The organism is Xanthomonas campestris pv. phormiicola (assembly GCA_025666215.1).
Taxonomy (GTDB): domain Bacteria; phylum Pseudomonadota; class Gammaproteobacteria; order Xanthomonadales; family Xanthomonadaceae; genus Xanthomonas_A; species Xanthomonas_A campestris_A.
In genome coordinates, this window is the sequence record CP102593.1 from 5,125,304 (window position 1) to 5,147,252 (window position 21,949).

The window sequence follows — 21,949 nt, forward strand, 5'->3', positions numbered from 1 at the left end:
GTCGGCGCAATCTTGCAGGAGCGGCTTCCGCATCGACGTGCCGGCCGGCCTCACAACGTATCGCGATGCTTGCCGCGCCACGGCCGGTACCAGGTGCGGATCGCGGCGATGTCGGCGTGCATGTCGGCGCTGGTGTGGAACAGCGGGCCGAGGCCGACGGTGCGGCTGGGGTAGTCGAAGTACACCGGGAAGATCGGGATCTCGGCGCCGTGGGCGATCTTCCAGAAGCCGACCTTCCACTTCTCCACCCGCTTGCGCGTGCCTTCCGGCGTGATCACGTACCACATGCGCGGCGCTTCGCGGATCAGCGCCACCGCCTGCTCGACCACGCCGCGCGGCGACTTGCGGTCCAGCGGGATGCCGCCGAGCTTGCGCAGCAGCGGCCCCAGCGGCCACCAGAACAGCTGGGTCTTGCCAAGCACGCGCACCTCGAAGCCGACCGCGAACTTGACCGCGAAGCCGAGGAAACCGTCCCAGTTGGACGAATGCGGGGCGACGATCATCACCAGCTTCGGCACGTCCGGGAACTCGCCCACCACCCGCCAGCCAGTCAGGCGCAGCGCGGTGCGGCCGAGCCAGCGGCCGAAGCGGCTGGGCTTGACCATCGGCATGTTCGGGGTCGCGGTGGGCAACGAAAAATCGCGTTCGCTCAAAAGTCACTCCCAGCGGCCGGGCGAACGGCCGCGTTTGATCTGGCTGCGCTCGCGCTTGGCATCCAGGCGCCGCAGCTTGGCGCCATGCGAGGGTTTGGTGGCGATGCGCCGCTTCGGCACCGACAGCCCGGCGGCGATGAACTCGGCCAGGCGCTGGCGCGCATCGTCGCGGTTGCGGTCCTGGGTGCGGAAGCGCTGCGCGTCGATCACCAGCACGCCCTCGGCGGTGATGCGGCGGTCGCGCCGCGCCAGCAGCCGCGCACGCAACGGCTCCGGCAGCGACGGCGAGCCGGCCAGATCGAAACGCAGCTCCACCGCGGTGGAGACCTTGTTGACGTTCTGCCCGCCCGCGCCGCTGGCGCGCACGAAGCGCTCGACGATTTCGCTTTCCGGAATCGCCAGGCTGTTCGAGATGTGGATGGCCCCGGTACCCATCCGCGAATTGTAGGGCATCCGCCAGACGGCTTGATTTTCCAGGGTGCGCGTCCGCACTGTGAAGACCCGGGCAGCGCCGGTGGCCGCGGCGCGGAGCCGAACCGCGGCCGGCCACGCGGGTCGGCGCAGACGGCGGGGCCGCGGCGATTCCCGTATCCTGGCCGCCGGTCATAGCCTTGCAGGACGCTCGATGAACCCGACCCCGCTCCTTTCCCGTCGCTGGCCGCAGCGCCTGCTGCTGGCCGCGCTGCTGGCCCTGGCCGCAGGCTCCGCGCTGGCCGAGCCGCCCAGCGACGGCGACGTCAACCGCCTGCTGTCGGCCTCGCGCGCGCAGAACATGCTCGACAGCATGCTGCCGCAGATCGAGGCGATGCAACGCCAGCAATTCGCGCAGCTGACCGCGCAGCACCCGCTCGACGCGGTGCAGCAGCAGAAGGTGCAGCAGATCCAGGAGCGCACCCAGGCCACCGTGCGCAAGGCGCTGTCGTGGCAGGAAATGCGCCCGCTGTACGTGAACCTGTACAAGCAGTCGTTCTCCAGGCAGGACGTGCTGGCGATGGCCGAGTTCTACGAGAGCCCGGCCGGGCAGAGCATGCTCGACAAGACCCCGCAGCTGATGCAGAACCTGATGGGCGCTGTCCAGCAGAAGATCACCCCGCTGTTCGCCGACCTGCAGAAGGACCTGGAACAGACCGTCGACGCGCCGGCGGCGGCGAAGCCGTAGACCTGCCGCGAGGGCGACTGGGCAGCGCCTCGCCTCCCTGTGGGAGCGACTTCAGTCGCGACGAACGAAGCGGCAGTCTTACCGGCGTCGGCGCAGCTCCAGGCCCACATCGTCCAAGCCCGCCTGGAATATTTCCGATCGAACCATGCAACCTGCAATGGCCTTGGGCCATCAGTCGCGACAGGCGTTTCCGGTAATGCCCGTCGCGACTGAAGTCGCTCCCACAGGACTCCCGCGGCGACGGAAGCGGCGCTAGCCAGTCACTTGGTCACGCACCGCCGCACCACCCGGTAACCACGGCGCCGCCGACCAGCCGAACAAGCCGAACGCGCGCACGAACTCCGCATCCAGCGGTGCGTTCACCTCGATCCGGCGCCCGTCCGGATGCGGGAAGGTCAGCCGCTCGGCGTGCAGCAGCATGCGGTGCACGCCCTGCATGCGGAAGATCCGGTTGTGGCGGCCGTCGCCATGGCTGGTGTCGCCGATCAGATGGTGCGACAGGTGCTTGAGGTGGCGGCGGATCTGGCGGAAGCGCCCGGTCAGCGGGCTGCAGCGCAGCAGCGCGTAGCGCGAGGTGCCGAACTCGCCCGACGGCACCGGCAGCTCGCCGCAGGCCAGGCGCTGGAAGCGGGTCTGCGCCGGCTTCTTCAGCGGCTTGCCGGGGCCGCCGTCGAGGTCGTGGTCGACCTCGAAGCGCTCCTCGGCCGGCCAGCCGCGGCAGATCGCCAGGTAGTCCTTGCCGACCTCCCCGCCCATCAGCGCCTTGCCCAGCGCGCTGGCGGTGTCGCGGTCGAAGGCCAGCAGCAGGCAGCCGCTGGTGGCGCGGTCGAGCCGGTGCACCAGGAAGATCGGGCGGCGCAACTGCTCACGCAGGCGATCGGCGAGGAAGTCGTCCTCGCCGCGGGCCAGTTTGCTGTCGTGGACCATCAACCCGGCGGGCTTGTCGACCACGGCCAGGAACGGGTCCAGATGGAGGATCTGCAAAGAATCGGGGGAGGCGCTCACTGCCGGATTATCCGCGCCGCGTCAGCAAGCCACAATGCGCCCGCCACGCAGCGTCCCGCGCCAGGCCGTTGACGCCGCCGTGCCGCGGCTCGACGATGACCTCCCCCCACGCTGCGGAGAATCCCCATGAAACGCTGGCTGCTGTTGTCGCTGCTGACCGTCGTGCCGCTGGCGCATGCGCTGGACCTGCCCTACGACGCCGCGGCCGACGCCAAGGCGCAGGTGCAGCAGGCGCTGGCCGCCGGCAGGAAGGCGCACAAGCCGACCCTGCTGATCTTCGGCGCCAACTGGTGCGGCGACTGCCGCGCGCTCGACGCCTCGCTGCACACGGCCAAGAACGCCGCGCTGGTGAACGCGCATTTCGAAGTGGTCAAGATCGATGTCGGCAACTTCGACCACAACCTCGAACTGAGCCAGGCCTACGGCGACCCGATCCAGAAGGGCATTCCGGCCGCGGTGGTGGTCGGTGCCGACGGCAAGACGCTGTACACCACTAAGGCCGGCGAGCTGGCCAATGCGCGCAAAATGAGCGATCAGGGCATCTACGACTTCTTCGCCAAGGTGGCCGGCGCACCGGCAGGGCACTGAGCCGCCGCATCCACGGCGACGGCTGCCGGTGGCGACCGGCAGCCGTATCAGTGCCAGGACATGTCATTTCCGCGTAAGTCGCGCCGTTCCTGCATGCGCACGCTGCCATGTCATCGCGCGGGTTCACGTCCTCTCTCGTACTGCCCCATGCACATGCAAGCGCTGCGCGATCCGCTCGGGGATGAAGACACGCCCTACAGCAACTGGATCCCGAAGCGGCGCACGCCCAGCGCCAATGCGCCGAAGCAGGCGATGGTCAGCAGCGCGCAGGCGGCCAGCGTCCACCAGAAGCCCAGCCGCGGCAACAGCAGCGGAAACGCCAGGAACATCGGCAAGGTCGGCAGCACGTACCAGAACGTGTACCAGGCATGGTTGGCGATCTTGGCCTGCGGCTGCCGCTCCAACTGCAGCCAGATCAGCGTCAGCAAGGTCACCAGCGGCAAGGCGGCGATCAGTCCGCCGAGCCGGTCGCTGCGCCGCGCCACTTCGGAAATCGCCACCACCAGCGCGGCGGTGATCAGATACTTGCCGACGATCCAGGGCATGTGCGGCTCCGAAGCTGAAGGAAAAACGCGGCGGCGTTCGGCGCTGCAACGCAGCGCATATCGCGCGGCGGTGGCGAGGAACCTAGCGCCGCCACCATGCCGAGAGCAGGCTGACCACGCCGATGCCGCCGGCGATCCACGCCCATAGCGAGGCGCCGCCGAGTTGCGGCCCACCCGCGTGGAGCGCGTACAGCAGCACGGCGACGGTGAGCAGGCCCACGCCGCTGATCGCGGTGACCACGCGGCGCTGCATGCGCAGCAGGATCAGGTTGAGGTCGGACAGATCGCGCGAGCGCATCGACAGCTCGTGGCCGCCTTCCACCTGCTGGCGCAGCCAGCTGTGGACCAGGCGCGGCATGTCCGGCGCGTGGGTCATGATTTCCGGCAGCCGCTTGCGCAGTTCGTGCAGCGCGCGCTGCGGGCTGTAGCGCTCGACCAGGATGCGCTCGAGCACCGGCCGCGCCACCGCCCAGATGTCCAGCTGCGGATCCAGCTGGCGGCCGACGCCCTCGATGTTGAGCAGGGTCTTCTGCAGCAGGATCAGCTGCGGCTGCAGGGTCAGCTGGTAACGCTGGGCGACGCGGAACAGCTTGATCAGCACCTCGGCCAGCGAGATCTGCGACAGCGGCCGGGTGAAGTACGGCTCGCATACCGAGCGCGCCGCCGCCTCCAGTTCGTCGATGCGCACGTTGGCCGGCATCCAGCCCGCCTCCACGTGCAGCTCGGCCATGCGCCGGTAGTCCTTGTTGAAGATGGCCATGAAGTTCTCGGCCAGGTAGTACTGATCTTCCTGCGACAGCTGGCCCATGATGCCGAAGTCCAGCGCGATGAAGCGCGGGTTGATCCGTCGCGCCGGATCGCTGTCCACCCAGATGTTGCCGGCGTGCGCATCGGCATGGAAGAAGTTGTCGCGGAACACCTGCGTGTAGAACACGCGCACGCCCTTGGCCGCCAGCGCCTTGCGGTCGATGCCGGCGGCATCGAGCGAGGCGATGTCGTCGGAAGGAATGCCGCGCACCCGTTCCAGGGTCAGCGCGCGCTCGGCGGTATGGCTCCAGATCACCTCCGGCACGTACATGTCGTCCGAATGCAGCCAGAAGCGGCGCAGCACGCTGGCGTTGGCGCCTTCGCGCTGCAGGTCCAGTTCCGCGGCCAGGGTGGTCTCGATCTCGGCCACCACTTCGCGCGGACGGATCTTGTCGGCGCGCGGATGCGCGCGATCGACCAGCGCGGCGGCGGATTTCAACAGGGCAATGTCGGCGTCGATCTGCCGCTCGATGTCCGGGCGCAGCACCTTGACCACCACTTCGCGGCCGTCGTGCAGCGTCGCCGCATGCACCTGCGCGATCGAGGCCGAGGCCAGCGGGGTGGTGTCGAAACTGGCGAAGGCCACGCCGATCGGCTGCCCCAGCGCCTGCTCGACGATGCGCCGCGCGGCCTCGCCGTCGAACGGGCGCACCCGGTCCTGCAGCAGGGTCAGTTCCTCGGCCACGTCCGGCGGCATCAGGTCGCGGCGGGTGGACAGGATCTGCCCGAACTTGACGAAGATCGGGCCCAGGTCCTGCAGCGCCAGGCGCAGCCGCGCGCCGCGCGACTGCGCGGCGATGTCCGGGCTGGCGCGCGGCACGAACGGCTTGGCCAGGCGCAGCCAGCGCTCGGCCGGGGTGCCGTCGAGCAGATCGTCCAGGCGGTAGCGCAGGATCACCCGGCCGATGCGGCTGGCGCGGAACATCGCCTTCATGCGCCGCGTCCCGGCTGCAGCCGCGCCACCCGCGCGGCCAGGCGCTCGACATCGTCGCGCACCGCATCCACATCGTCGTAGAACGCCTCCAGCTCGGCGCGCGGGACCACGTCGCGCGATTCCTCGGTGACGAATTCGGCCGCGCTCTGCGCCAGGTCCTGCGCGCTGCGCTGGGCCTGCTGCAGTGCCGCGCGCGCCGCGTTGGCGAACTGCACGCCGAGCACGTCGCCGAACACCTGGGTGAACGGGCGCTGCCAATCCGGGTCGAAACGCCCCGCCAACTGCTGCAGGCGCCGCGCCAGTTCGGCATCGCCGGACACCCGCACGCGCCCGCCGGGGCTGGCCCCGCGCCGCGCCTGGGCCAGGAACGGCAGCTGCGCGAACAGCCCGCCGAGGGTGCTGCGCACCGCCAGGTCCGGCTCCTGCGCCGCATCCACCGGTCCAACCTGCAGGCGCGTGCCGTCCACACGGATCTGCAGCGCCAGCGCCGGCGCGTCCAGGGTCAGCGCCACGCGCTGGCCGTCGAGACCGCGCAGCGCCTCGCGGGTATCCGGGTCCAGCGCCAGCGCGCGGTTGAGCGCCGCTTCCAGCGCGCGGCCGGCCAGGGGCTTGAGGGCATCGAGGGGAGAAGGCGACATGCGCGCATTCTACAAGGCCGCGGCGCAACGCCATGCGACAACGCGCCGGCCTGGGCCGCGGCGGGCAAAACCTTCATGCTATGCGCCCCACAGCGACGCCCCAGCGGCGAGGACGTGCATGCGCAAGATCCGGGTCGGCATCATTTTCGGCGGCAAGTCGGCCGAGCACGAGGTTTCGCTGCAATCGGCGCGCAATATCGTCGATGCGCTGGACCCGCAGCGTTTCGACGCCACCCTGATCGGCATCGACAAGCAGGGCCGCTGGCACGCCAGCGAGCGCGATACATTCCTGCTGCATGCCGACGATCCGGCGCGCATCGCGCTGCACCACAGCGGCCGCGGCGTGGCGGTGATTCCCGGCAACGACGCGCAGCCGCTGCGCGCGCTGCAGCCGGCGCAGGCGCTGGAGCAGATCGACGTGGCGTTCCCGATCGTGCACGGCACCCTGGGCGAGGACGGCACGCTGCAAGGCCTGCTGCGCATGGCCGGGCTGCCGTTCGTCGGCTCCGGCGTGCTCGGCTCGGCGCTGGCGATGGACAAGGACGTGGCCAAGCGCCTGCTGCGCGACGCCGGGCTGGAGGTGGCGCCGTTCGCCTGCATCCGCCGCCGCGATGCGGCGCAGGCCGATTTCGCCGCGCTGGCCGTGCAGTTCGGGCTGCCGTTGTTCGTCAAGCCAGCCAACCAGGGTTCCTCGGTGGGCGTGAGCAAGGTGCACGACGCCGCCGCGTTCGACGCGGCGCTGGCGCTGGCCCTGGCCTACGACCACAAGGCGCTGGTGGAAGCGGCCATCGACGGGCGCGAGATCGAATGCGCGGTGCTCGGCAACGACGCGCCGCAGGCCAGCGTCTGCGGCGAGGTGGTGGTGCACGACGCGTTCTATTCCTACGAGACCAAATACATCAGCGAGACCGGCGCCGAGGTGGTGGTGCCGGCGGCGATCGACGACGCCACCCAGGAGCGGATCCGCGCCGTCGCATTGCGCGCCTACGCCGTGCTGGAATGCGCCGGCCTGGCGCGGGTGGACGTGTTCCTGAGCGGCGACGGCCGCATCGTGATCAACGAACTCAACACCCTGCCGGGTTTCACCCGCATCAGCATGTATCCGAAGCTGTGGCAGGCCAGCGGACTGAGCTACCGCGCACTGATCACGCGCCTGATCGAGCTGGCGCTGGACCGCCATGCGCAGGACGCGGCGCTGCGCAGCGCGGTAGCCTTGCCGGGATCAGGCGAACAGGCAGCCGCCACGCAATGACGTGAATCGCGCCAGCGGCGCGCACAAAAACGAACGGCCCGCCGCACCGGATGTCTCCGGTGCGGCGGGCCGTTCGCGATGCAGCGCGGGCGACTACACCTTGCCGCGGCGGAACATCGAGATCACGGCCAGAATCAGGAACACCACGAACAGGATCCAGGCGATGTTGGTCGCGGCGCCGGCGATGCCGCTGAAACCCAGCACGGCCGCGATGATGGCGATGACGAAGAAGATGATGGCGTAATGCAGCATGGCAAGGTCCAGAAGTTGTCGTGCCGAATCGGCGCGCAGTTATCTTCTGAAACTGCCGGTCGTCAGGGAGTGACGGAAGTGTGGCGGCCCCATGATGACGCCAGGCGCTGCAGGCCCTGGGCGATCGAAACCTGCGGCACGTAGCCGAAATCGCGCCGCGCCGGTTCCATGCTGTACCAATGCGGCGTGCACAGCTGCTCGGCCAGGAAGCGAGTCAGCGGCGGCTCGCCGCGCAGGCGCAGCAGCGGCCACAGCGTTTCGCAGGCGGCGCCGATCCGGTAGGCGGCCTTGAACGACAGGGTCCTGGTCACCGGCGGCGCGCCGGTCGCGGCCAGCAGCTTGTTCAGCAGCTCGCGCATCGGCAGCGGCTCGGCGTTGGAAATGAAGTACGCCTTGCCGGCGCAGGCCGCGCCCACCGCCAGGTGCTCGAACGCGTCGAAATGCGCCTGCGCGGCATTGTCGATGAAGGTGGAATCGACCAGGTTGCCGCCACCGCCGACCAGGCGCACGCGCCCGGCCTGCGCGCGCGCGACCAGCTTGGGCAGGATCTGGTTGTCGCCCGGCCCCCAGATCAGCCGCGGCCGCAGCGCCACCACCGCCAGCTGCGCGTCGTTGGCGGCGAGCACCGCGCGCTCGGCGATGGCCTTGGTCGCCGCGTACGGCGCCTGGAAGTTCTCGCCGTACGGCACCTGGTCCGCGCCCAGGCCTTCCACCGGATGGGTGGCGCGATGGGTCACGCTCGGTGTGGAGGTGTAGATCAGACGGCTCACGCCGTGCGCGCGGCAGGCGGCCAGCACGTTCTCGGTGCCGACCACGTTGGGCTGGTAGTAGCTGTCGTAGCTGCCCCAGGCACCGGCCTTGGCCGCATTGTGGAACACCGCCTCGGCGCCGGCGACGGCGTGGTGCAGCGCCTGCGCATCGGTCAGGTCGCCGCGCACCTGGGCCACGCCCAGCGCCTGCAGCTCCGGATAGTGCCCGCGGTTGTAGCTGATCACCTCGTGCCCGCGCGCGACCAGCCCGCGGCACAACGCCTGGCCCAGGAATCCACCACCGCCCGTCACCACTATCTTCATCGCGCCGCACCGATCGCACCAGGGCGCACACGATAGCCGGGGTCGCCCGGGAAGGCGATCCGCGCCACGGCTGGCGAGGGCGGTGAGCGCCCAAGTCGTTGATCTTGTGGAACTTCATAATTCTTCACCGTGGCATCAGGCACTTCATCCACGGCGTTGGCGCAATGCGCGGACTGCATCCTTCCGGAGTTCCACCATGTCGCGCCTTCCGTTCCTGCTGTGCACCTTGTTCGTCCTCGCCGCGCCGCTCGCCCACGCCGCGCCCGCCGCCACCACTACCGCCACTGCGCCGCCGGCGCTCGAAGACGGCTGGAAGGTCGCCGACGCCAGGGCCACCGGCTGGAACCTGGCCACGCTCGCGGCACTGGAGCAGGCCATCGCCGACGGCAAGGCGCCGGACACCAGCAGCGTGCTGATCGTGCGCGACGGCGCGCTGGTCTACGAACGCTACTTCGGCGATGCCGACCGGCAGACCCTGCAAGACACCCGCTCGGCGACCAAGAGCATCATCGCGATGCTGGTCGGCGCGGCGATCGACCGCGGCCGCCTGCCCGGCGCGCAGGCCAAGGTCTACGATTATTTCGGCGACCGCCAGTGGCAACACCCGGATCCGCGCAAGCGCGCGCTCACCGTCGAGGACCTGCTGACGATGAGTTCGCAGCTGGAATGCGACGACGAGAACGCGTTCTCCAGCGGCAACGAGGAACGCATGTACGTCAGTGCCGACTGGACCCAGTTCGCGCTGGACCTGCCGATCAAGGGCTACGCGCCGTGGATGCGCCGCCCCGAGAACAGCCCGCACGGCCGCGCCTTCGCCTACTGCACCGCCGGCAGCTTCCTGCTCGGCGCGCTGGTGGAGAAAGCCACCGGCCAGCACCTGGAAGACTTCGCCGCGCAGGCGCTGGAACGGCCACTGGGCATCACCGACGTCCACTGGGGCCGCTCCGCCGAGGGCGTGGGCATGGGCGGCGGCGGCACCCGCTACCGCAGCCGCGACCTGGCCAGGTTCGGCCAGTTGCTGCTCGACCAGGGCCGCTGGCACGGCCAGCAGGTGCTGCCGGCGGACTGGGTGCGGGCGATGACCACGGTGCACGCGCAGGCGCGCGAGGACGCCGACTACGGCTATCTGCTGTGGCGTTTCCGCTTCCCGGTGCGCGGCGTGGAGCGCGGGGTGTGGGCGATGTCCGGCAACGGCGGCAACTACGTGTTCGTGCTGCCCGAGGAACGCCTGGTGGTGGTGATCACCCGCGGCGCCTACAACACGCCGAAGATGCACCCGCAGTCGCAGGCGCTGCTCGCCGACTACGTGCTCAAGGCGCTGCCGTAGCCGCGCCGGTTTCCTGCGGCAGCAGGCCGGCGCGGCGCACCTGCGCGCGCTGGGCGGCGATGTCGGCCTGGTTGCGCGCCAGCAACGTGGCGAAGCCGGCCTGCGTGCGCAGCGGCGCCAGCAGCGGCGACACTCGCAGGTAGGCCGCATCGCGATAGCCGGCGGCCTGTGCGCGGCGCAATGCATCCAATGCCGCGTCCGGGTCGCCAGCCAGTTGCAGCAGCAGCGCCGCATCCAGCCCATCGAGTGGGTCGGCGCCACCCGCGAGGCTGCGCAACAGGTCTTGCGCCCGCGCCCGCAACGCCGGCGCGGCGGGCCGCGGCTGCGCGTCCAGCGTCCATGCCAGCGTCTGCGCCAGGCTGCCCTGCGGACGCAGCCGCAGCGCATGCAGACTGGCCTGGCGCGCACGTGACGCATCGCCCTGCGCCAGTGCCAGTTCCGTCTGCAGCAGGTACAGGCCGGCATAGTCGGTGCCGCGCTTCAGCGCCTCGTCCAGCGCCGCCTGCGCCTCGGCGGTGCGGCCATGCGCGAACAGGAAGCCCGGCCAGGCCAGATTGGAGAACGCGCTGTCCGGATACAGCTGGAAGCTGTCGCGATAGCGCGCCTCGGCGGCGCTGACGTAGCCGAGCAGGTTGAGGTTGCTGGCGATCTGGATCGGCAGGAACCGCACCCGCGCCGGATCGCGCACCTGCAGGTTGGCGGCCAACGCCTGCGCCAATTGCCCCTTGCGCTCGTACAGATACGCAGCCGAGCCGCGCACCGCATCGGCGCCCGGATCCAGCTGCAGCGCGCGCTCGTAGGCGGCCAGGGCGGCCGCGTACTCGCCGCTGCAATCATGCGCGTAGCCGAGCGCGGCATGCGCGGCGGCCAGCTGCGGCTGCGCCGCGATCACCTGCATTGCCAGGCGCCGCGCGAGCGCGACGTATTGCGCCTCGCCGCCGTACTGGCAGACGCGCGCGCTGTAGGCGCGGCTGAGTCCGAGCAACGCGCGCGGCTCGTCCGGCACCTGCTGCAGACGCTGCCGGTACAGCGCGATCGCGCGTTCGTTGTCGTCGCGCTGGCCGATGCCGGCGTAATACTCGGCGCGTTGCAGCAACGGCGACGTCGCCGCTTTCTGCGGCGGCGCATGCCACGACCGCGCCAGTGCCGCCAGCGCCCCGACACCGAGCGCCACGACTGCCGCGATCGCGATGCCACGCCAACGCGGTCGTCGCGGTGCCGGTGCGTCGTCTCTGTCGCCGTCGTCTTCTTCGCTGCGCACCGGCGCGCACAGCTGGTAGCCCTGGCCGCGCACCGAGCGCAGATAGCGCGGCTGCCGCGAGGCATCGCCCAGCGCCTGCCGCAACAGGCGCACGCGCTGGGTCACGGTCTCCTCGTTGACCAGCACTGGCGCCCACACCTGCGCGATCAGTTCGTCGAAGCCGACCACGCGCTGGCCCTGCCGCAACAGGTAATGCAGCAGGCGGAAACTCAGCCCGCCCAGCTCCAGTGCCACGCCGTCGCGCTCGACCCGCTGCCGTGCCACGTCGATGCGCAGGTCGTCCAGCCGGTAGCGCTCGCCCATCGCCGCGGCCTCAGCGCAGTTCGTCCTTGGCCCACAACGCGAGTTTCTCGCGGCCGATCTTGGCGTTGTGGCGGATATCCACCGGGAAGCCCGGATGGCGCAGGAAGTCGGCGATGCCGGCGGTGTGCGGGTGCGCCGCGGCCGTGGCCCGCAACTGCTGCTCCAGTTCCTGCAATTCCAGCTGGCTCCACTTCCAGGTGCCGGCTTCCAGTTCGTAACACAGCACCGGGCGCTGCCGACCCGCCTCGCCGATGCCGACCAGCGCGCTGCGCCGCACCCCCGGCAGCGTGTTGAAGATCGGTTCGACCTGCTCGGTGTACAGCGGCCCCTGCGCGGTCTCCACGCGCTGGGTCTTGCGCCCACAGAACCACAGCCGGCCCTGCGCGTCGAAGTAGCCGATGTCGCCCATGCGATGCACGATGCGCTCGCTGCCGTCGTCCAGGCGCTCGCGGATCTTGGCGATGCGCGTGGCCGCGTCGCGGTTGAAATAGGTATCGGTGGTGGTCGGCCCGGCCACGGTGATCTCGCCGACCGTGCCCACCGGCAGCTCGCGCACGCCCGCCCACTCGGGAATCGCCGCATCGTCGATGGCGATGATGCGCACCACGTTCGGCGCCACCACCGCGCCGACGCAGGTGCCGGCGCCGGTTTCGGTGGCCGCGCGGGTGTCCTGCAGCTCGCGGCCCTCGATCGCCGCCACCGGCAGGCACTCGGTGGCGCCGTACGGCGTCCACAGCTTGCCGTCCTCCGGCAGCAGGCTGCAGATCCTGGCCACGATCTCCGGCGGCACCGGCGCGCCGGCAGAAGTGGCGCAGCGCACGTTCGGCAACGGCCGCCCGTAGTCGGCCAGCACCCGCATCAGCGCCGGCGAACCGAACAGCTGGGTCACCCCGAAGCGGTCGATCGCATCGTGCAGCTTGCGCGGATCGGCGCTGGCCGGCCGCGTCGGGTCCATGTCCGGGATCACCGAGGTCAATCCCAGCGCCGGATCGAACAGGGCGAACGGCGGGAAGGTCGGCAGGTCGATGCCGCCGGCCTGCATGTCGAACGCGTTACGCATCAGTTCGATCTGGCCGACGAAATGGCGATGCCGGTAGACCACGCCCTTGGGCACGCCGGTGGAGCCGCTGGTGAACAGGATCGCGGCCACGTCGTCGGCCGCGGTGTCGGCCAGCTGGCCGCCGGCGCCGCGGCCGGCACGCTCGATCTGCGCCAGCGTGGTACCGCCCCAGGCCCAGCGCCGGCCCACGGTGACGATGCGCCGCGCCGAGCGCGCCCAGCCCAGCAGGCGCCGCGCCAGCTGCGCCAGCGGAATGCCGATGAACGCCTCCGGCTGCGCCTCGTCCAGGCACTGCTTGAGCGCGCGCTTGTCGATGCCCGGGTCCACCAGCACCGGCACCGCACCGGCCTTGAACAGCGCGAACATCAGCAGGAAGAATTCCGGCGACGGCCGCACCATCACCACCGTGCGGGTGCCGCGGCCGATGCCATAGGCGCCCAGCCCGGCGGCGATCGCGTCGCTGCGCGCATCCAGCTGCGCATAGCTCAGGGTCACGTCGTAGGCGGCCAGGCCGTTGGCGCCGCGGCCGCCCGGGCAGCGGATGGCGATCTGCTCGGGACGCTCGCGCGCCAGCGGCGGCAGCGTCGCGGCAATGTTGCAGATGGGGGTCGTGGTCATCGGCCGATTATCGCCGATGGCGCCGCCCTGCCGCCAAGACATGTCATGCATTGCCGAGCAGGTCACGTTGGGTCTGTCGGATCGCCAGCAGGTGCTGCGCGGCGCAGCGCCTGACTGGCGGCCGGCGCAAGCCGCGTGGCGCAAGAGCGGCCCGCTCGGCCGCTCTTGCGCGTATGCGGGGCGCGTCATGGCTCGGGACTGCACACGCGTCCACGTCCGCTCTTGCTTGCCCCGTTCGCGCGCAGGATCGGCGCGGCCTGGTGCCCTAGGCGACCCGGAACGTGCGCCCGCTCTGGATCCCGGCCACGCTGCGGCGGTAGGCCAGCGCCGCGCGCGCGGCGCTGACGCTCTCGAATCCAGGAAAGAACGCCCCGTACTGTTCGGCCGATTCGCTCAGCACGGTCGGGCTGACCACGTTGATGCGCCGCCCGCCGCGCAGCTCGCACGCGGCCGCGCGCACGAAGCCTTCCAGCGCGACATTGACCGTGGTGGCGTTGCTGCCGCCGCGGATCGGCTCGTCGGCGACGATGCCGCCGGTCAGCGTGATCGAACCGCCCTCGTTGAGATGGTGCTGGCCCAACAGCGCCAGCCGCACCTGGCCCAGCAGCTTGTGCTGCAGGCCCAGCGCGAATTGCGCCGGCTGCAGCGTGGCGAGCTCGCCGAAGTGCAGTTCGCCGCTGGTCGAGACGATCGCATCCACCGGCCCCAGCGCGGCGAACAGCGCCTGCACGCTGGCGTCGTCGGTGATGTCCACGGTGTAAGCGCCGCGCGTGTGGCCGACCGCGATCACCTCGTGGTCGCGCCCCAGTTCCTGCACCACGGCCCGGCCCAGGGTGCCGGTTCCGCCGATGACGACTGCCTTCATGCCACTGCTCCTGCGTTGTGAGGCAGGCAGTCTGGCCGTGTACCGGGCGGCGAAAAATGGCGCAGAATTTCCAGCACTGCAAACCCAGGGTTCGCAATCGTGGACAAGCTGCGCAGCATCGAGGTCTTCGTCGCCGCCGTGGAGGCGGGCAGCTTCAGCGCTGCCGCGCGGCGGCTGGACATCAGCGCGGTGATGGTCGGCAAGCTGGTCCGGCAGCTCGAGAGCCATCTGGGCGCGCGGCTGCTGGAACGCAGCACCCGCCGCCAGGGCCTGACCGACGCCGGCCGCCGCTTCTACGAAGAAGGCAAGCGCGTGCTCGAACAGCTGCGCTGGGCCGAAAGCTCGGTCGAGCGCCTGGCCGCCGCGCCGAGCGGGCTGCTGCGGATCAGCGCCGCCACCACGCTGGGCGAGTGCGTGATCGCCGCGGCGGTGGCCGACTACCAGGCGCAGTTCCCGCAGGTGCGCATCGAACTGGACCTGAGCAACAGCGTGGTCGACCTGATCGAGGACGGCATCGACCTGGCGATCCGGGTCGGCGCGCTGGATCCCGCCCTGAACCTGGTGGCGCGCCCGCTGGGCCACTACCGCATGGCGATCTGCGCCGCGCCGGCCTATCTGGCGCGCCACGGCGTGCCGGCCACGCCCGCCGACCTGGCCGCGCACCGCTGCCTCGGCCACGCGGCCTGGAACCCGCGCTCGGCCTGGCGGCTGGAGACGTCCGGCGCGACCGCGGGCTGGCCGGCCGAGACCGCCCTGCGCTGCAACAGCAGCGCCGCCTTGCGCCAGGCCGCCCTGCACGGCGCCGGGCTGCTGTTGCAACCGCAGGTGCTGGTGGCCGAGGACCTGGCCGCCGGACGCCTGGTCGGTGTGCTCGACGCCTATCTGCCGGCCAGCCGCTCGGTCCACGCGCTGTACCGGCAGGACCGTCGACCGCTGCCCAAGCTCGCCAGTTTTCTGACCTTCCTGCAGCAGCATGCGGCGCCGCGACTGGCCTGATCGCGCACGAAACGCCGCCGCCTGAATGCCGCGCCGCTTGCAGCGCGCGCCGGTTCGGTCAGAATGCCGCGCCCCCCACCGCTGTTTGCCGCGCAAGGCCCGGCTGCCATGGCACATCCCTGCCTCACCTGCGGCGCCTGCTGCGCCTACTTCCGCGTCAGTTTCCACTGGAGCGAAGCCGATCCCGACCTGGGCGGCAGGGTCCCGTTCGCGCTCACCGAACCGTTGCGCACCCACGAACGGGTGATGCGCGGCACCTCGCAGGCGCAGCCGCGCTGCGTGGCGCTGGACGCGCAGATCGGCCGCTACAGCCGCTGCACGATCCACGACCGGCGCCCGTCGGTATGCGCCGCGGTGCCCGCCTCGCTGGAGTTCGGCCAACGCAGCGCGCAGTGCGACAAGTCGCGGCTGGCGCATGGTTTGCCTGCGCTGACCGCGAGCGACTGGACCGACGTCGGCGACGCCGAGCGCAATCCGTTGCCGGACGACGCCTGAGCCGACGGCACCGCACGGCAGCCTAGAGCGGATGCGTGTCCAGGAACGTGCGGATCGCCGGCACCAGCACCTCGTGCTTGTCTTCGAGCACGTAATGGTTGGCATCCTCGAACGCCATGACCTCGGCCTGCGGCAGCGCCTGGCGGAAACCGGCCAGGAAGTGATGGTCGAAGCAGATGTCGCGCAGGCCCCAGGCGATGAACGCCGGGCGGTCGGCGAACGACGGCAGCGCCTGCGCCGAGCGTTCCAGCAGCGACCAGGCCTTGTCGGCCGGCGACAGCGGGATGTCCTGCATGAAGCGGATCGTGGAGATGCGATTGGCCCAGTTGTCGTAGGGCGCCACGTAGGCGCGGCGCACGTCCGCCGGCATGCGCCGCGACACGCCCAGCCACGAGGCGCCGGAGGAGAACGCGTTGAAGGTGCGGATGAACCACTCGCCCGGGCGCCAATGCCGGCCCATCGCGATCTGCCACGGCATCGGCTTGGCCGCCGGCAACGGGAACGTGGCGGTGTTGGTGATCACCAGCCGCCTGACCTGCGCGTGGTGCGACAGCGCCCAGCCGAAGCCGATCATGCCACCCCAGTCGTGCACCGCCAGCGTCACCGGGCCGTCGATGCCCAGGTGCCGCAGCAGCGCGTCGAGATCGTCCACGCGCGATTGCAAGGTGTAGTCGTAGCCCGGCTGCGCGCCCGGCGCATCGTCCGGCTTGTCCGACAGGCCCATGCCGATATGGTCGGGCACGATGCAGCGGTAGCGGTCCGACAGGCCGGTCACCAGATGCCGCCACAGATAGCTCCACGACGGATTGCCGTGCAGCATCAGCACCACCTCGCCATCGCGCGGGCCTTCGTCGAGGTAGGACAGCGCCAGCCCCGGACGCACCTGGAAACGCTGCGGGGTGAAGGGGTAGCCGGGGTAGTTCATGCAAATCGCATCCGATCCAGATCGAAGGAACCCGCGTTTTGTGGGCATTCGCCCAACTTCGGCAGGGAGAAGAATTCGCGCTCGCCGCGCTCACTTGCCACCATGAAGACTGCGCCACCGTCTCGATGGACCGCGCCGTGCTTGCCAATCACGCCATCGATTCCTCATCGCGCGCAGACGCATGGTAAGCAGGCAAACGATGGTCGTCATTGGAGAGCAGGCGCAGAAAAGCAGGGTGCAGAAACAGTTTTTCCTTGCCCAGGCGCTGCTCCTGCAACACGCCAATCTCCACCAACTCCTTCAACTGACGCGCAGCGGTCTGCCGGGTCACGCCCACCACCTCCACGGCGTTTTGGATGCGGCAATAGGGCTGGTTGAAAATCACCTCCACGAGCTCCCGGCTATACGCCTTGGGCGCATGGCTGCGAATGTAATCGCGCGCTTGTGCCTCCAGCCCGCGGATCGCCTGGATCTTGGCCGTGGTCCAGGCAGCGGTCTCGGCCACGGCGCTGAGCATGTACTGGATCCACTCGGCCCAGCGGCCATGCCGGGTCACGTCCAGCAGCAGGCGGTAATAGTCGCTGCGGTGGCGGATGAGGTAGCGCGACAGATACAGCACCGGCAGGTCGAGCAGCCCCTGCTCGATGAGCATCAGCAGATTGAGCACGCGCCCGGTGCGGCCGTTGCCGTCGGTGAAAGGGTGGATGGCTTTGAACTGGTAGTGCGCGACCGCCATGCGGATCAATGGATCGATGTCGGTGTGCTCGTGGATGAAGCGCTCCCAGTTGGCCAGCTTGTCGCGCAGCAATGTCTCCCCAACCGGCGGGGTATAGATGACCTGCTGGGTCTGATCGTTGGCCAGGGCCGTACCGGGAACGCGGCGGATCTGCATCTGCACCGCCTTGATGCGGCTGCAGACGACGACCGCGGTATCCGTGCACAAGGGGCGCTGCTGCAAAGACTGGAAGCCTTCGTAGAGCGCGCTGCGGTAGCGCAACGCCTCCTTGGTGGCAGGCTTCTGCGCCTTGTCCTGATCTTCGGCGTAGCGGAACAGGTCGTCCGTCGTGGTGACGATGTTCTCGATCTCCGAACTGGCCTGAGCCTCGAGGATCGGAATCGTGTTGATCAACACCGTGGGATTTGGCAGCAGCGCCGTGGCCTGCTTCAACTCGGCCAACGCGGTTCTAGCCCCGATGCAGGCCTTGAGCAGGCTGCGGGTCTCGATATCTCCCGTTGGGGGCAGCAACGGGAGATCGTTGTACGGGAACTCGGCCTTGAACGTCGACACATCTTCCATGGCTGCGTCAATCATGTTCGGAGAACGAACATGATGCAATAACGTGTACTAAAAATCCATTTTTTTTAACACGTCTTATGCGTCCGCCAGGCCTCCGTCCCGCTACCAGACCACCTCGGCCATCGAGCAGTTCAGGCCCGAGCCGATGCCCATCAGCGCGATCCGGTCGCCCTTCTTCAGGCGCCCCAGTTCGCGCAGCTTGCTCAGCACGATCGGCACGCTGGCCGGGCCGATGTTGCCGTGCTCGCCGAAGATGGTCATCACCTTCTTCGGGTCGATGCCGAAGTTCTTGATGAAGGCCTGGGTGTGCGGCAGGCTGACCTGGTGGATCACGAACTGGTCCAGTTCGTCCACCGCCCAGCCCAGCGCCTGCCTGGCGGCGACGAAGGTCTTCTGCGCCAGCTTGAGGCCTTCGATCAGCAGCATGCGGGTATCGGTGACCATGCGGTCCAGGTTGCCCCGGCACAGGGTGTTCCACTCGGTGGCCGAGCGGGTCACGCCGCCGCGGTAGCGCGGCGCGTCCGGGACCAGCTCGGCGCGCGCCATCACCATCGCCGCGGCGCCGCAGCCCAGGGTCAGCGCGGCCAGCTCGTCGCGGAATTCCTGTGCGGTGACGTCCGGCGAGGTCATCCGCTCCAGGGTCTTCTCGTACACCAGGTTGGCGGTCTCGCCGTCCACCACCAGCGCATAGTCGATCTCGCCGCGCTCGATCATCCGCGCCGCGATGTCCATGCCGTTGATGAAGGCCAGGCAGGCATTGGCGACGTCGAAGGTCATGCATTCCTCGCCCACGCCCAGGTTGCCGGAGACGATGCTGGCGGTGGACGGTTCCAGGTAGTCGCGGCTGACCGAGGTATTGACCAGCAGCCCGACCTGGCCGGCGTCGATGCCGGCGTCGGTCATCGCCTTGCGCGCGGCCAGGGTGGCCGCGTCCGACGCCTGCATGTCCGCGTCCCACATGCGCCGCGCGTGGATGCCGGCGATGTCGCCGAGCACGTCGGTGCGGATGCCGAGACGGTCGTAGGTCGGTTGCAGGCGTTCGTTGATCTGCTTGGAAGTCAGCGTGTGCGGCGCATCGATGTGCGCCAGTCCCGCGATGGAGACATTGTTGAAGAGCATCGAGATGTACGCCGGGATAAGGCGAAGGGGCGCCAATTCTAGCGGCTGCCCGGTTTTACCGCATCTTTAACAAATTGGAACGCAGCGTATGGCTTAACCCGTTCAGCGAGCGCCGCACTGATAGGCGGCATAGCGCTGGTCGCCGTCGGCCGGTTCGCCCATCGCCTGTACCGTGTTGGCGCCGATGCCCGGGGCCTCGTTGCGCGCCAGGGTCTCCAGCTCCTCGCGTACCCGCAGCGGGTTGCGCTGGTAGAAGCCCACATTGCTCTTCACCGACACCACCACTTCGCCACGCTTCTCGCAGCCGGCCGGGACCTGCCCTGGCGGCAGCACGCGCACGGTCTTGCCTTCCGGCGCCATCGGCACCCAGGTGCAGGCGGCGAGACTGGCGAGCAGGAGCAACACGATCGGGAGGCGCATGAAGAGGGACCGCAGGCTGAGAGAACCCGGATTGTGCCGCAGATCGCTGAATTGGCAATGACGCCGGGGCCGACCCGGACCGCGGACATGCCGGCCTCACACCCGTAGCCGCCGGTGCCCCGCCTCGCGGCGGCTATCCGCCTCGCCGGCGCAGCGTGCGGGCCTTGCCGGGAGTCACGCCGCTCCAGCGGTGATAGCTGCGGTTGAACGCCGCCTCCGAACTGTAGCCGGCCTTTTCGGCGATCTGCGCAAGGCTGAACGAGGTGTTAGCGAGCATGTCGCTGGCCTGCAGCATGCGCGCATGGATCACGAAATGTCCCGGCGCCATTCCCGTGGAGGCGTGAAAGCGGGTGTTGAGCGCGGAACCGGACAGGCACGCCTCCTTGGCAAGCGACGGCAGGTCCCAGTGCCGGCCGGGGTCGTGCATGATGAGGCTCATGATGTGCGACACCACCGGATCGGCCAGCCCCTTGTACACCGGGTCGCCCGGATGCAGCGTGGCGGCATCCTTCAACGCCACCGCCAGCAACGCTTCCGCCAGGCGGATATAGATCGGCTGCGCCAGGAAACCGCTTTCCCGCTGCGATTCGCACTCGCCGAACATGCTCTCCAGCAACGCCTTGCGCCTCGTGCCAAAGCCCTTCAGCAGAATCGGAGAAGGCAGGCTGCACAGCATCGAGCTGGGCACGTTGCGATCGACGAACATCAGCAACATGCGCAGCGCGAAAAGCTCCCCGCCGCCGCCGTGCCACACCTGATGGCTCAGGAACTCCGATAACGAGGGCACGCCGTGCTCGTCCAGGAAGTACGGCTCGATCTGTGCGGAAAGCAGCTCCCGCAGATCGATCACCTCCGCGTCGAGCACATTGACCAGCGTGTGCCGGATATGCCGCGGAATGATGAACGCATCCCCGGTTTCGAACAGCACCGGCTCGGCCACCCCCTGCAGGCGCACCAGGCAACTGCCCGCGGTCGCTTCATAGAAGACCAGGGTATCCGCTTCGTAGGCGACGTCGACGCCGAAGGGCGCCGTCAGATAAGTGTAGGCAGGAAACGCACCGGAAAGCCGGATCGAACGCAGCAGTTCGTCCAGCGCGTGCGGCGGGCGGTAGCTGGCGGGATTGGTCAATGCCGCCAGCGCCGAACCGCTGCTCGTGGATCTTCCCATCCGGTCCGCAGATTCCGTCACGCCAGCCCCCGGGTGTGGATACGGACCCATGCCCCCAAGCCGCGGCCCAAGTCCAGAAGTTCTCAAGGACGAGGAGTATAGAGAGACGCCGGCCATGTTCAATCCGCCCGATCAGGAGGCCATCGCGCTCAAAACGCCTTGCGCGACACGATGACGTACAAGCCGGTATTGTCGAAGGTGTTCTTCGTGTCGTAGCCGAAGGTCAGCTTGACTTTCACGAAACTGCCGATGCTCGGGACGAACACGGCGACCATCGGCCCGACCGTGCCCTGGGAGAATTTCAGCGCGCCGCTGCGCTGTCCGTCGGCAAGCCGGTCGTTTTCGATCTGCTCGGCTTGCTGCCCGGTGAGTCCCACCTGCCAATTTCCGTAGCGCTGGGTCAGCGCCCAGTCCAGATCGACCACGGCGCCGGCATCGAAACCGGTCGCATCGTTACGCCGTGGCGAGGAGTAGAACAGGCGGCCGCTGATTTCCGTGCCGTCGCCGCCGAGGAAATTGGGGCCGGTCAGGTAGGTCGCGGCCACGTTGGGGGAGACGATGAAGATGTTGCCGCCGGTATTGGCGCTGCGCGCCTTGGAATAGGCGCCTGTCGGCGCGGTGACGCCCAGGCCGCCACCGACCACCAGTCCGTACGGCAGATGCCCGCCACCGGCGCCAGGCGCCGTCGCGGCCGAGCCCAGAAACCGGCTCCAGAAGACCACATCCGTATAGAGATCGGTCGCCCCGCTGGTGCACGAGCGGGTGCCGAAGCGCAAGCAGCGCTGGCCAAAGCCGATTTGCGCCGAAGAGGCCAGCGAGCCTCCGAGGAAGGTGCCGGGATACACGTAGAGCGCACCGAGCACTGCGGCATTGGCCGCGAACGTGGTGTCGATCGGCAGCCGGTCGCGGTTGCGATCGTAGTAACGATCGGATTTTGCATCGGCGAAGACGCCGGCGAGATAGAGCCCGGGTTGGGGCGGCAGATAGGCGCCGCCGATGTCGGTCCCGCCGATCGGGCCGCCATAGATCGGCGTCTCACTGGCATGGGCTGACGCTGCCACCAGCGCGCAGGCGCCGATGACCAGGAGTGTCCATCGCTGGATCCGGTTGAATGTGTCGCGCATAACTTCTCCCTCCCGAAAGTCGTTCTAGCGTTGTTGTTGGACGCATCGGCGATGCGTTGCGGATT

At 69.2% G+C, this 21,949-nt stretch carries 24 protein-coding genes; 6 read left to right on the forward strand and 18 right to left on the reverse strand.

Annotated elements, in window-relative coordinates; all coding sequences use genetic code 11:
- Positions 1-50: 50 nt before the first annotated feature.
- Together NRY95_21720 and arfB are read right to left on the reverse strand one after the other, a co-directional pair.
- Complete coding sequence (locus NRY95_21720; GenBank protein UYC16258.1) at positions 51-653, reverse strand: lysophospholipid acyltransferase family protein; 603 nt, start codon at positions 651-653, stop codon at positions 51-53.
- A gap of 3 nt (positions 654-656) precedes the next feature.
- On the reverse strand, positions 657-1,088 hold the full coding sequence (gene arfB, locus NRY95_21725) for an aminoacyl-tRNA hydrolase (protein UYC16259.1): 432 nt from the start codon (positions 1,086-1,088) through the stop codon (positions 657-659).
- Between the two features lie 190 nt (positions 1,089-1,278).
- On the opposite strand from arfB, the gene NRY95_21730 reads away from it, so the two are divergent.
- Entirely contained in the window at positions 1,279-1,812 is a 534-nt protein-coding gene (locus NRY95_21730; protein UYC16260.1) for a DUF2059 domain-containing protein, read from the forward strand.
- A 252-nt stretch (positions 1,813-2,064) separates the two neighbouring features.
- On the opposite strand, the gene NRY95_21735 is transcribed toward NRY95_21730, so the two are convergent.
- Positions 2,065-2,817 (reverse strand): pseudouridine synthase, encoded by a 753-nt coding sequence (locus NRY95_21735; protein ID UYC16261.1) that lies wholly within the window; start codon positions 2,815-2,817, stop codon positions 2,065-2,067.
- Positions 2,818-2,943: 126 nt separating this feature from the next.
- On the opposite strand from NRY95_21735, the gene NRY95_21740 reads away from it, so the two are divergent.
- The gene (locus NRY95_21740; GenBank protein UYC16262.1) at positions 2,944-3,405 is read left to right on the forward strand and encodes a thioredoxin family protein; all 462 of its coding nucleotides are present in this window, start codon (positions 2,944-2,946) and stop codon (positions 3,403-3,405) included.
- 194 nt (positions 3,406-3,599) lie between these two features.
- Here NRY95_21740 and NRY95_21745 read toward each other — a convergent pair whose 3' ends face one another.
- From NRY95_21745 to NRY95_21755, 3 genes are all read right to left on the reverse strand, one after another.
- Positions 3,600-3,950, reverse strand: a complete 351-nt coding sequence (locus NRY95_21745) for a DUF3147 family protein (GenBank protein UYC16263.1) — start codon at positions 3,948-3,950, stop codon at positions 3,600-3,602.
- An 82-nt stretch (positions 3,951-4,032) separates the two neighbouring features.
- Positions 4,033-5,691: a ubiquinone biosynthesis regulatory protein kinase UbiB gene (gene ubiB / locus NRY95_21750; GenBank protein UYC16264.1), complete on the reverse strand. Its 1,659-nt coding sequence runs from the start codon at positions 5,689-5,691 to the stop codon at positions 4,033-4,035.
- Positions 5,688-6,329 carry an SCP2 sterol-binding domain-containing protein gene (locus NRY95_21755; protein UYC16265.1) on the reverse strand — a complete coding sequence of 214 codons (642 nt, stop codon included), beginning with the start codon at positions 6,327-6,329 and terminating at the stop codon, positions 5,688-5,690. Before NRY95_21755 ends, ubiB begins: the two co-directional genes overlap by 4 nt.
- Before the next feature lie 118 nt (positions 6,330-6,447).
- Between NRY95_21755 and ddlA the strand changes: the two genes are divergently transcribed.
- A complete protein-coding gene (gene ddlA / locus NRY95_21760; GenBank protein ID UYC16266.1) occupies positions 6,448-7,581 on the forward strand; it encodes a D-alanine--D-alanine ligase in 1,134 nt (377 codons plus the stop codon).
- Positions 7,582-7,674: 93 nt separating this feature from the next.
- Here ddlA and NRY95_21765 read toward each other — a convergent pair whose 3' ends face one another.
- Together NRY95_21765 and NRY95_21770 are read right to left on the reverse strand one after the other, a co-directional pair.
- The gene (locus tag NRY95_21765) at positions 7,675-7,833 is read right to left on the reverse strand and encodes a DUF1328 domain-containing protein (protein ID UYC16267.1); all 159 of its coding nucleotides are present in this window, start codon (positions 7,831-7,833) and stop codon (positions 7,675-7,677) included.
- Positions 7,834-7,895: 62 nt separating this feature from the next.
- A complete protein-coding gene (locus tag NRY95_21770) occupies positions 7,896-8,906 on the reverse strand; it encodes an NAD-dependent epimerase/dehydratase family protein (GenBank protein ID UYC16268.1) in 1,011 nt (336 codons plus the stop codon).
- A gap of 196 nt (positions 8,907-9,102) precedes the next feature.
- Here NRY95_21770 and NRY95_21775 point away from each other — a divergent pair, with 196 nt between their 5' ends.
- Positions 9,103-10,233: a beta-lactamase family protein gene (locus NRY95_21775; GenBank protein UYC16269.1), complete on the forward strand. Its 1,131-nt coding sequence runs from the start codon at positions 9,103-9,105 to the stop codon at positions 10,231-10,233.
- Here the strand turns inward: NRY95_21775 and NRY95_21780 are convergent.
- The 3 genes from NRY95_21780 to NRY95_21790 form a co-directional block, all read right to left on the reverse strand.
- A complete protein-coding gene (locus NRY95_21780) occupies positions 10,217-11,797 on the reverse strand; it encodes a winged helix-turn-helix domain-containing protein (GenBank protein ID UYC16270.1) in 1,581 nt (526 codons plus the stop codon). The genes NRY95_21775 and NRY95_21780 overlap by 17 nt on opposite strands.
- A 10-nt stretch (positions 11,798-11,807) precedes the next feature.
- On the reverse strand, positions 11,808-13,475 hold the full coding sequence (locus NRY95_21785; GenBank protein UYC16271.1) for a fatty acid CoA ligase family protein: 1,668 nt from the start codon (positions 13,473-13,475) through the stop codon (positions 11,808-11,810).
- A gap of 265 nt (positions 13,476-13,740) precedes the next feature.
- Positions 13,741-14,340: a short chain dehydrogenase gene (locus NRY95_21790; GenBank protein ID UYC16272.1), complete on the reverse strand. Its 600-nt coding sequence runs from the start codon at positions 14,338-14,340 to the stop codon at positions 13,741-13,743.
- Between the two features lie 99 nt (positions 14,341-14,439).
- Here NRY95_21790 and NRY95_21795 point away from each other — a divergent pair, with 99 nt between their 5' ends.
- Together NRY95_21795 and NRY95_21800 are read left to right on the forward strand one after the other, a co-directional pair.
- Positions 14,440-15,336, forward strand: coding sequence for a LysR family transcriptional regulator (locus tag NRY95_21795; protein ID UYC16273.1), 897 nt, complete (start codon positions 14,440-14,442; stop codon positions 15,334-15,336).
- A gap of 108 nt (positions 15,337-15,444) precedes the next feature.
- Positions 15,445-15,831: a YkgJ family cysteine cluster protein gene (locus NRY95_21800; protein UYC16274.1), complete on the forward strand. Its 387-nt coding sequence runs from the start codon at positions 15,445-15,447 to the stop codon at positions 15,829-15,831.
- A gap of 22 nt (positions 15,832-15,853) precedes the next feature.
- Here the strand turns inward: NRY95_21800 and NRY95_21805 are convergent, their stop codons facing one another.
- From NRY95_21805 to NRY95_21835, 7 genes are all read right to left on the reverse strand, one after another.
- Positions 15,854-16,756, reverse strand: coding sequence for an alpha/beta fold hydrolase (locus tag NRY95_21805; protein ID UYC16275.1), 903 nt, complete (start codon positions 16,754-16,756; stop codon positions 15,854-15,856).
- Positions 16,753-16,908 (reverse strand): hypothetical protein, encoded by a 156-nt coding sequence (locus NRY95_21810; protein UYC16276.1) that lies wholly within the window; start codon positions 16,906-16,908, stop codon positions 16,753-16,755. Before NRY95_21810 ends, NRY95_21805 begins: the two co-directional genes overlap by 4 nt.
- Entirely contained in the window at positions 16,905-18,068 is a 1,164-nt protein-coding gene (locus NRY95_21815; protein UYC16277.1) for a Fic family protein, read from the reverse strand. Before NRY95_21815 ends, NRY95_21810 begins: the two co-directional genes overlap by 4 nt.
- 87 nt (positions 18,069-18,155) lie before the next feature.
- Positions 18,156-19,172: a 3-oxoacyl-ACP synthase III gene (locus NRY95_21820; GenBank protein UYC16278.1), complete on the reverse strand. Its 1,017-nt coding sequence runs from the start codon at positions 19,170-19,172 to the stop codon at positions 18,156-18,158.
- Positions 19,173-19,274: 102 nt separating this feature from the next.
- Entirely contained in the window at positions 19,275-19,592 is a 318-nt protein-coding gene (locus NRY95_21825) for a DUF4156 domain-containing protein (GenBank protein UYC16279.1), read from the reverse strand.
- A gap of 133 nt (positions 19,593-19,725) precedes the next feature.
- On the reverse strand, positions 19,726-20,721 hold the full coding sequence (locus NRY95_21830) for an AraC family transcriptional regulator (GenBank protein ID UYC16280.1): 996 nt from the start codon (positions 20,719-20,721) through the stop codon (positions 19,726-19,728).
- A 188-nt stretch (positions 20,722-20,909) separates the two neighbouring features.
- Positions 20,910-21,884 (reverse strand): transporter, encoded by a 975-nt coding sequence (locus NRY95_21835; protein UYC16281.1) that lies wholly within the window; start codon positions 21,882-21,884, stop codon positions 20,910-20,912.
- Positions 21,885-21,949: the final 65 nt, after the last annotated feature.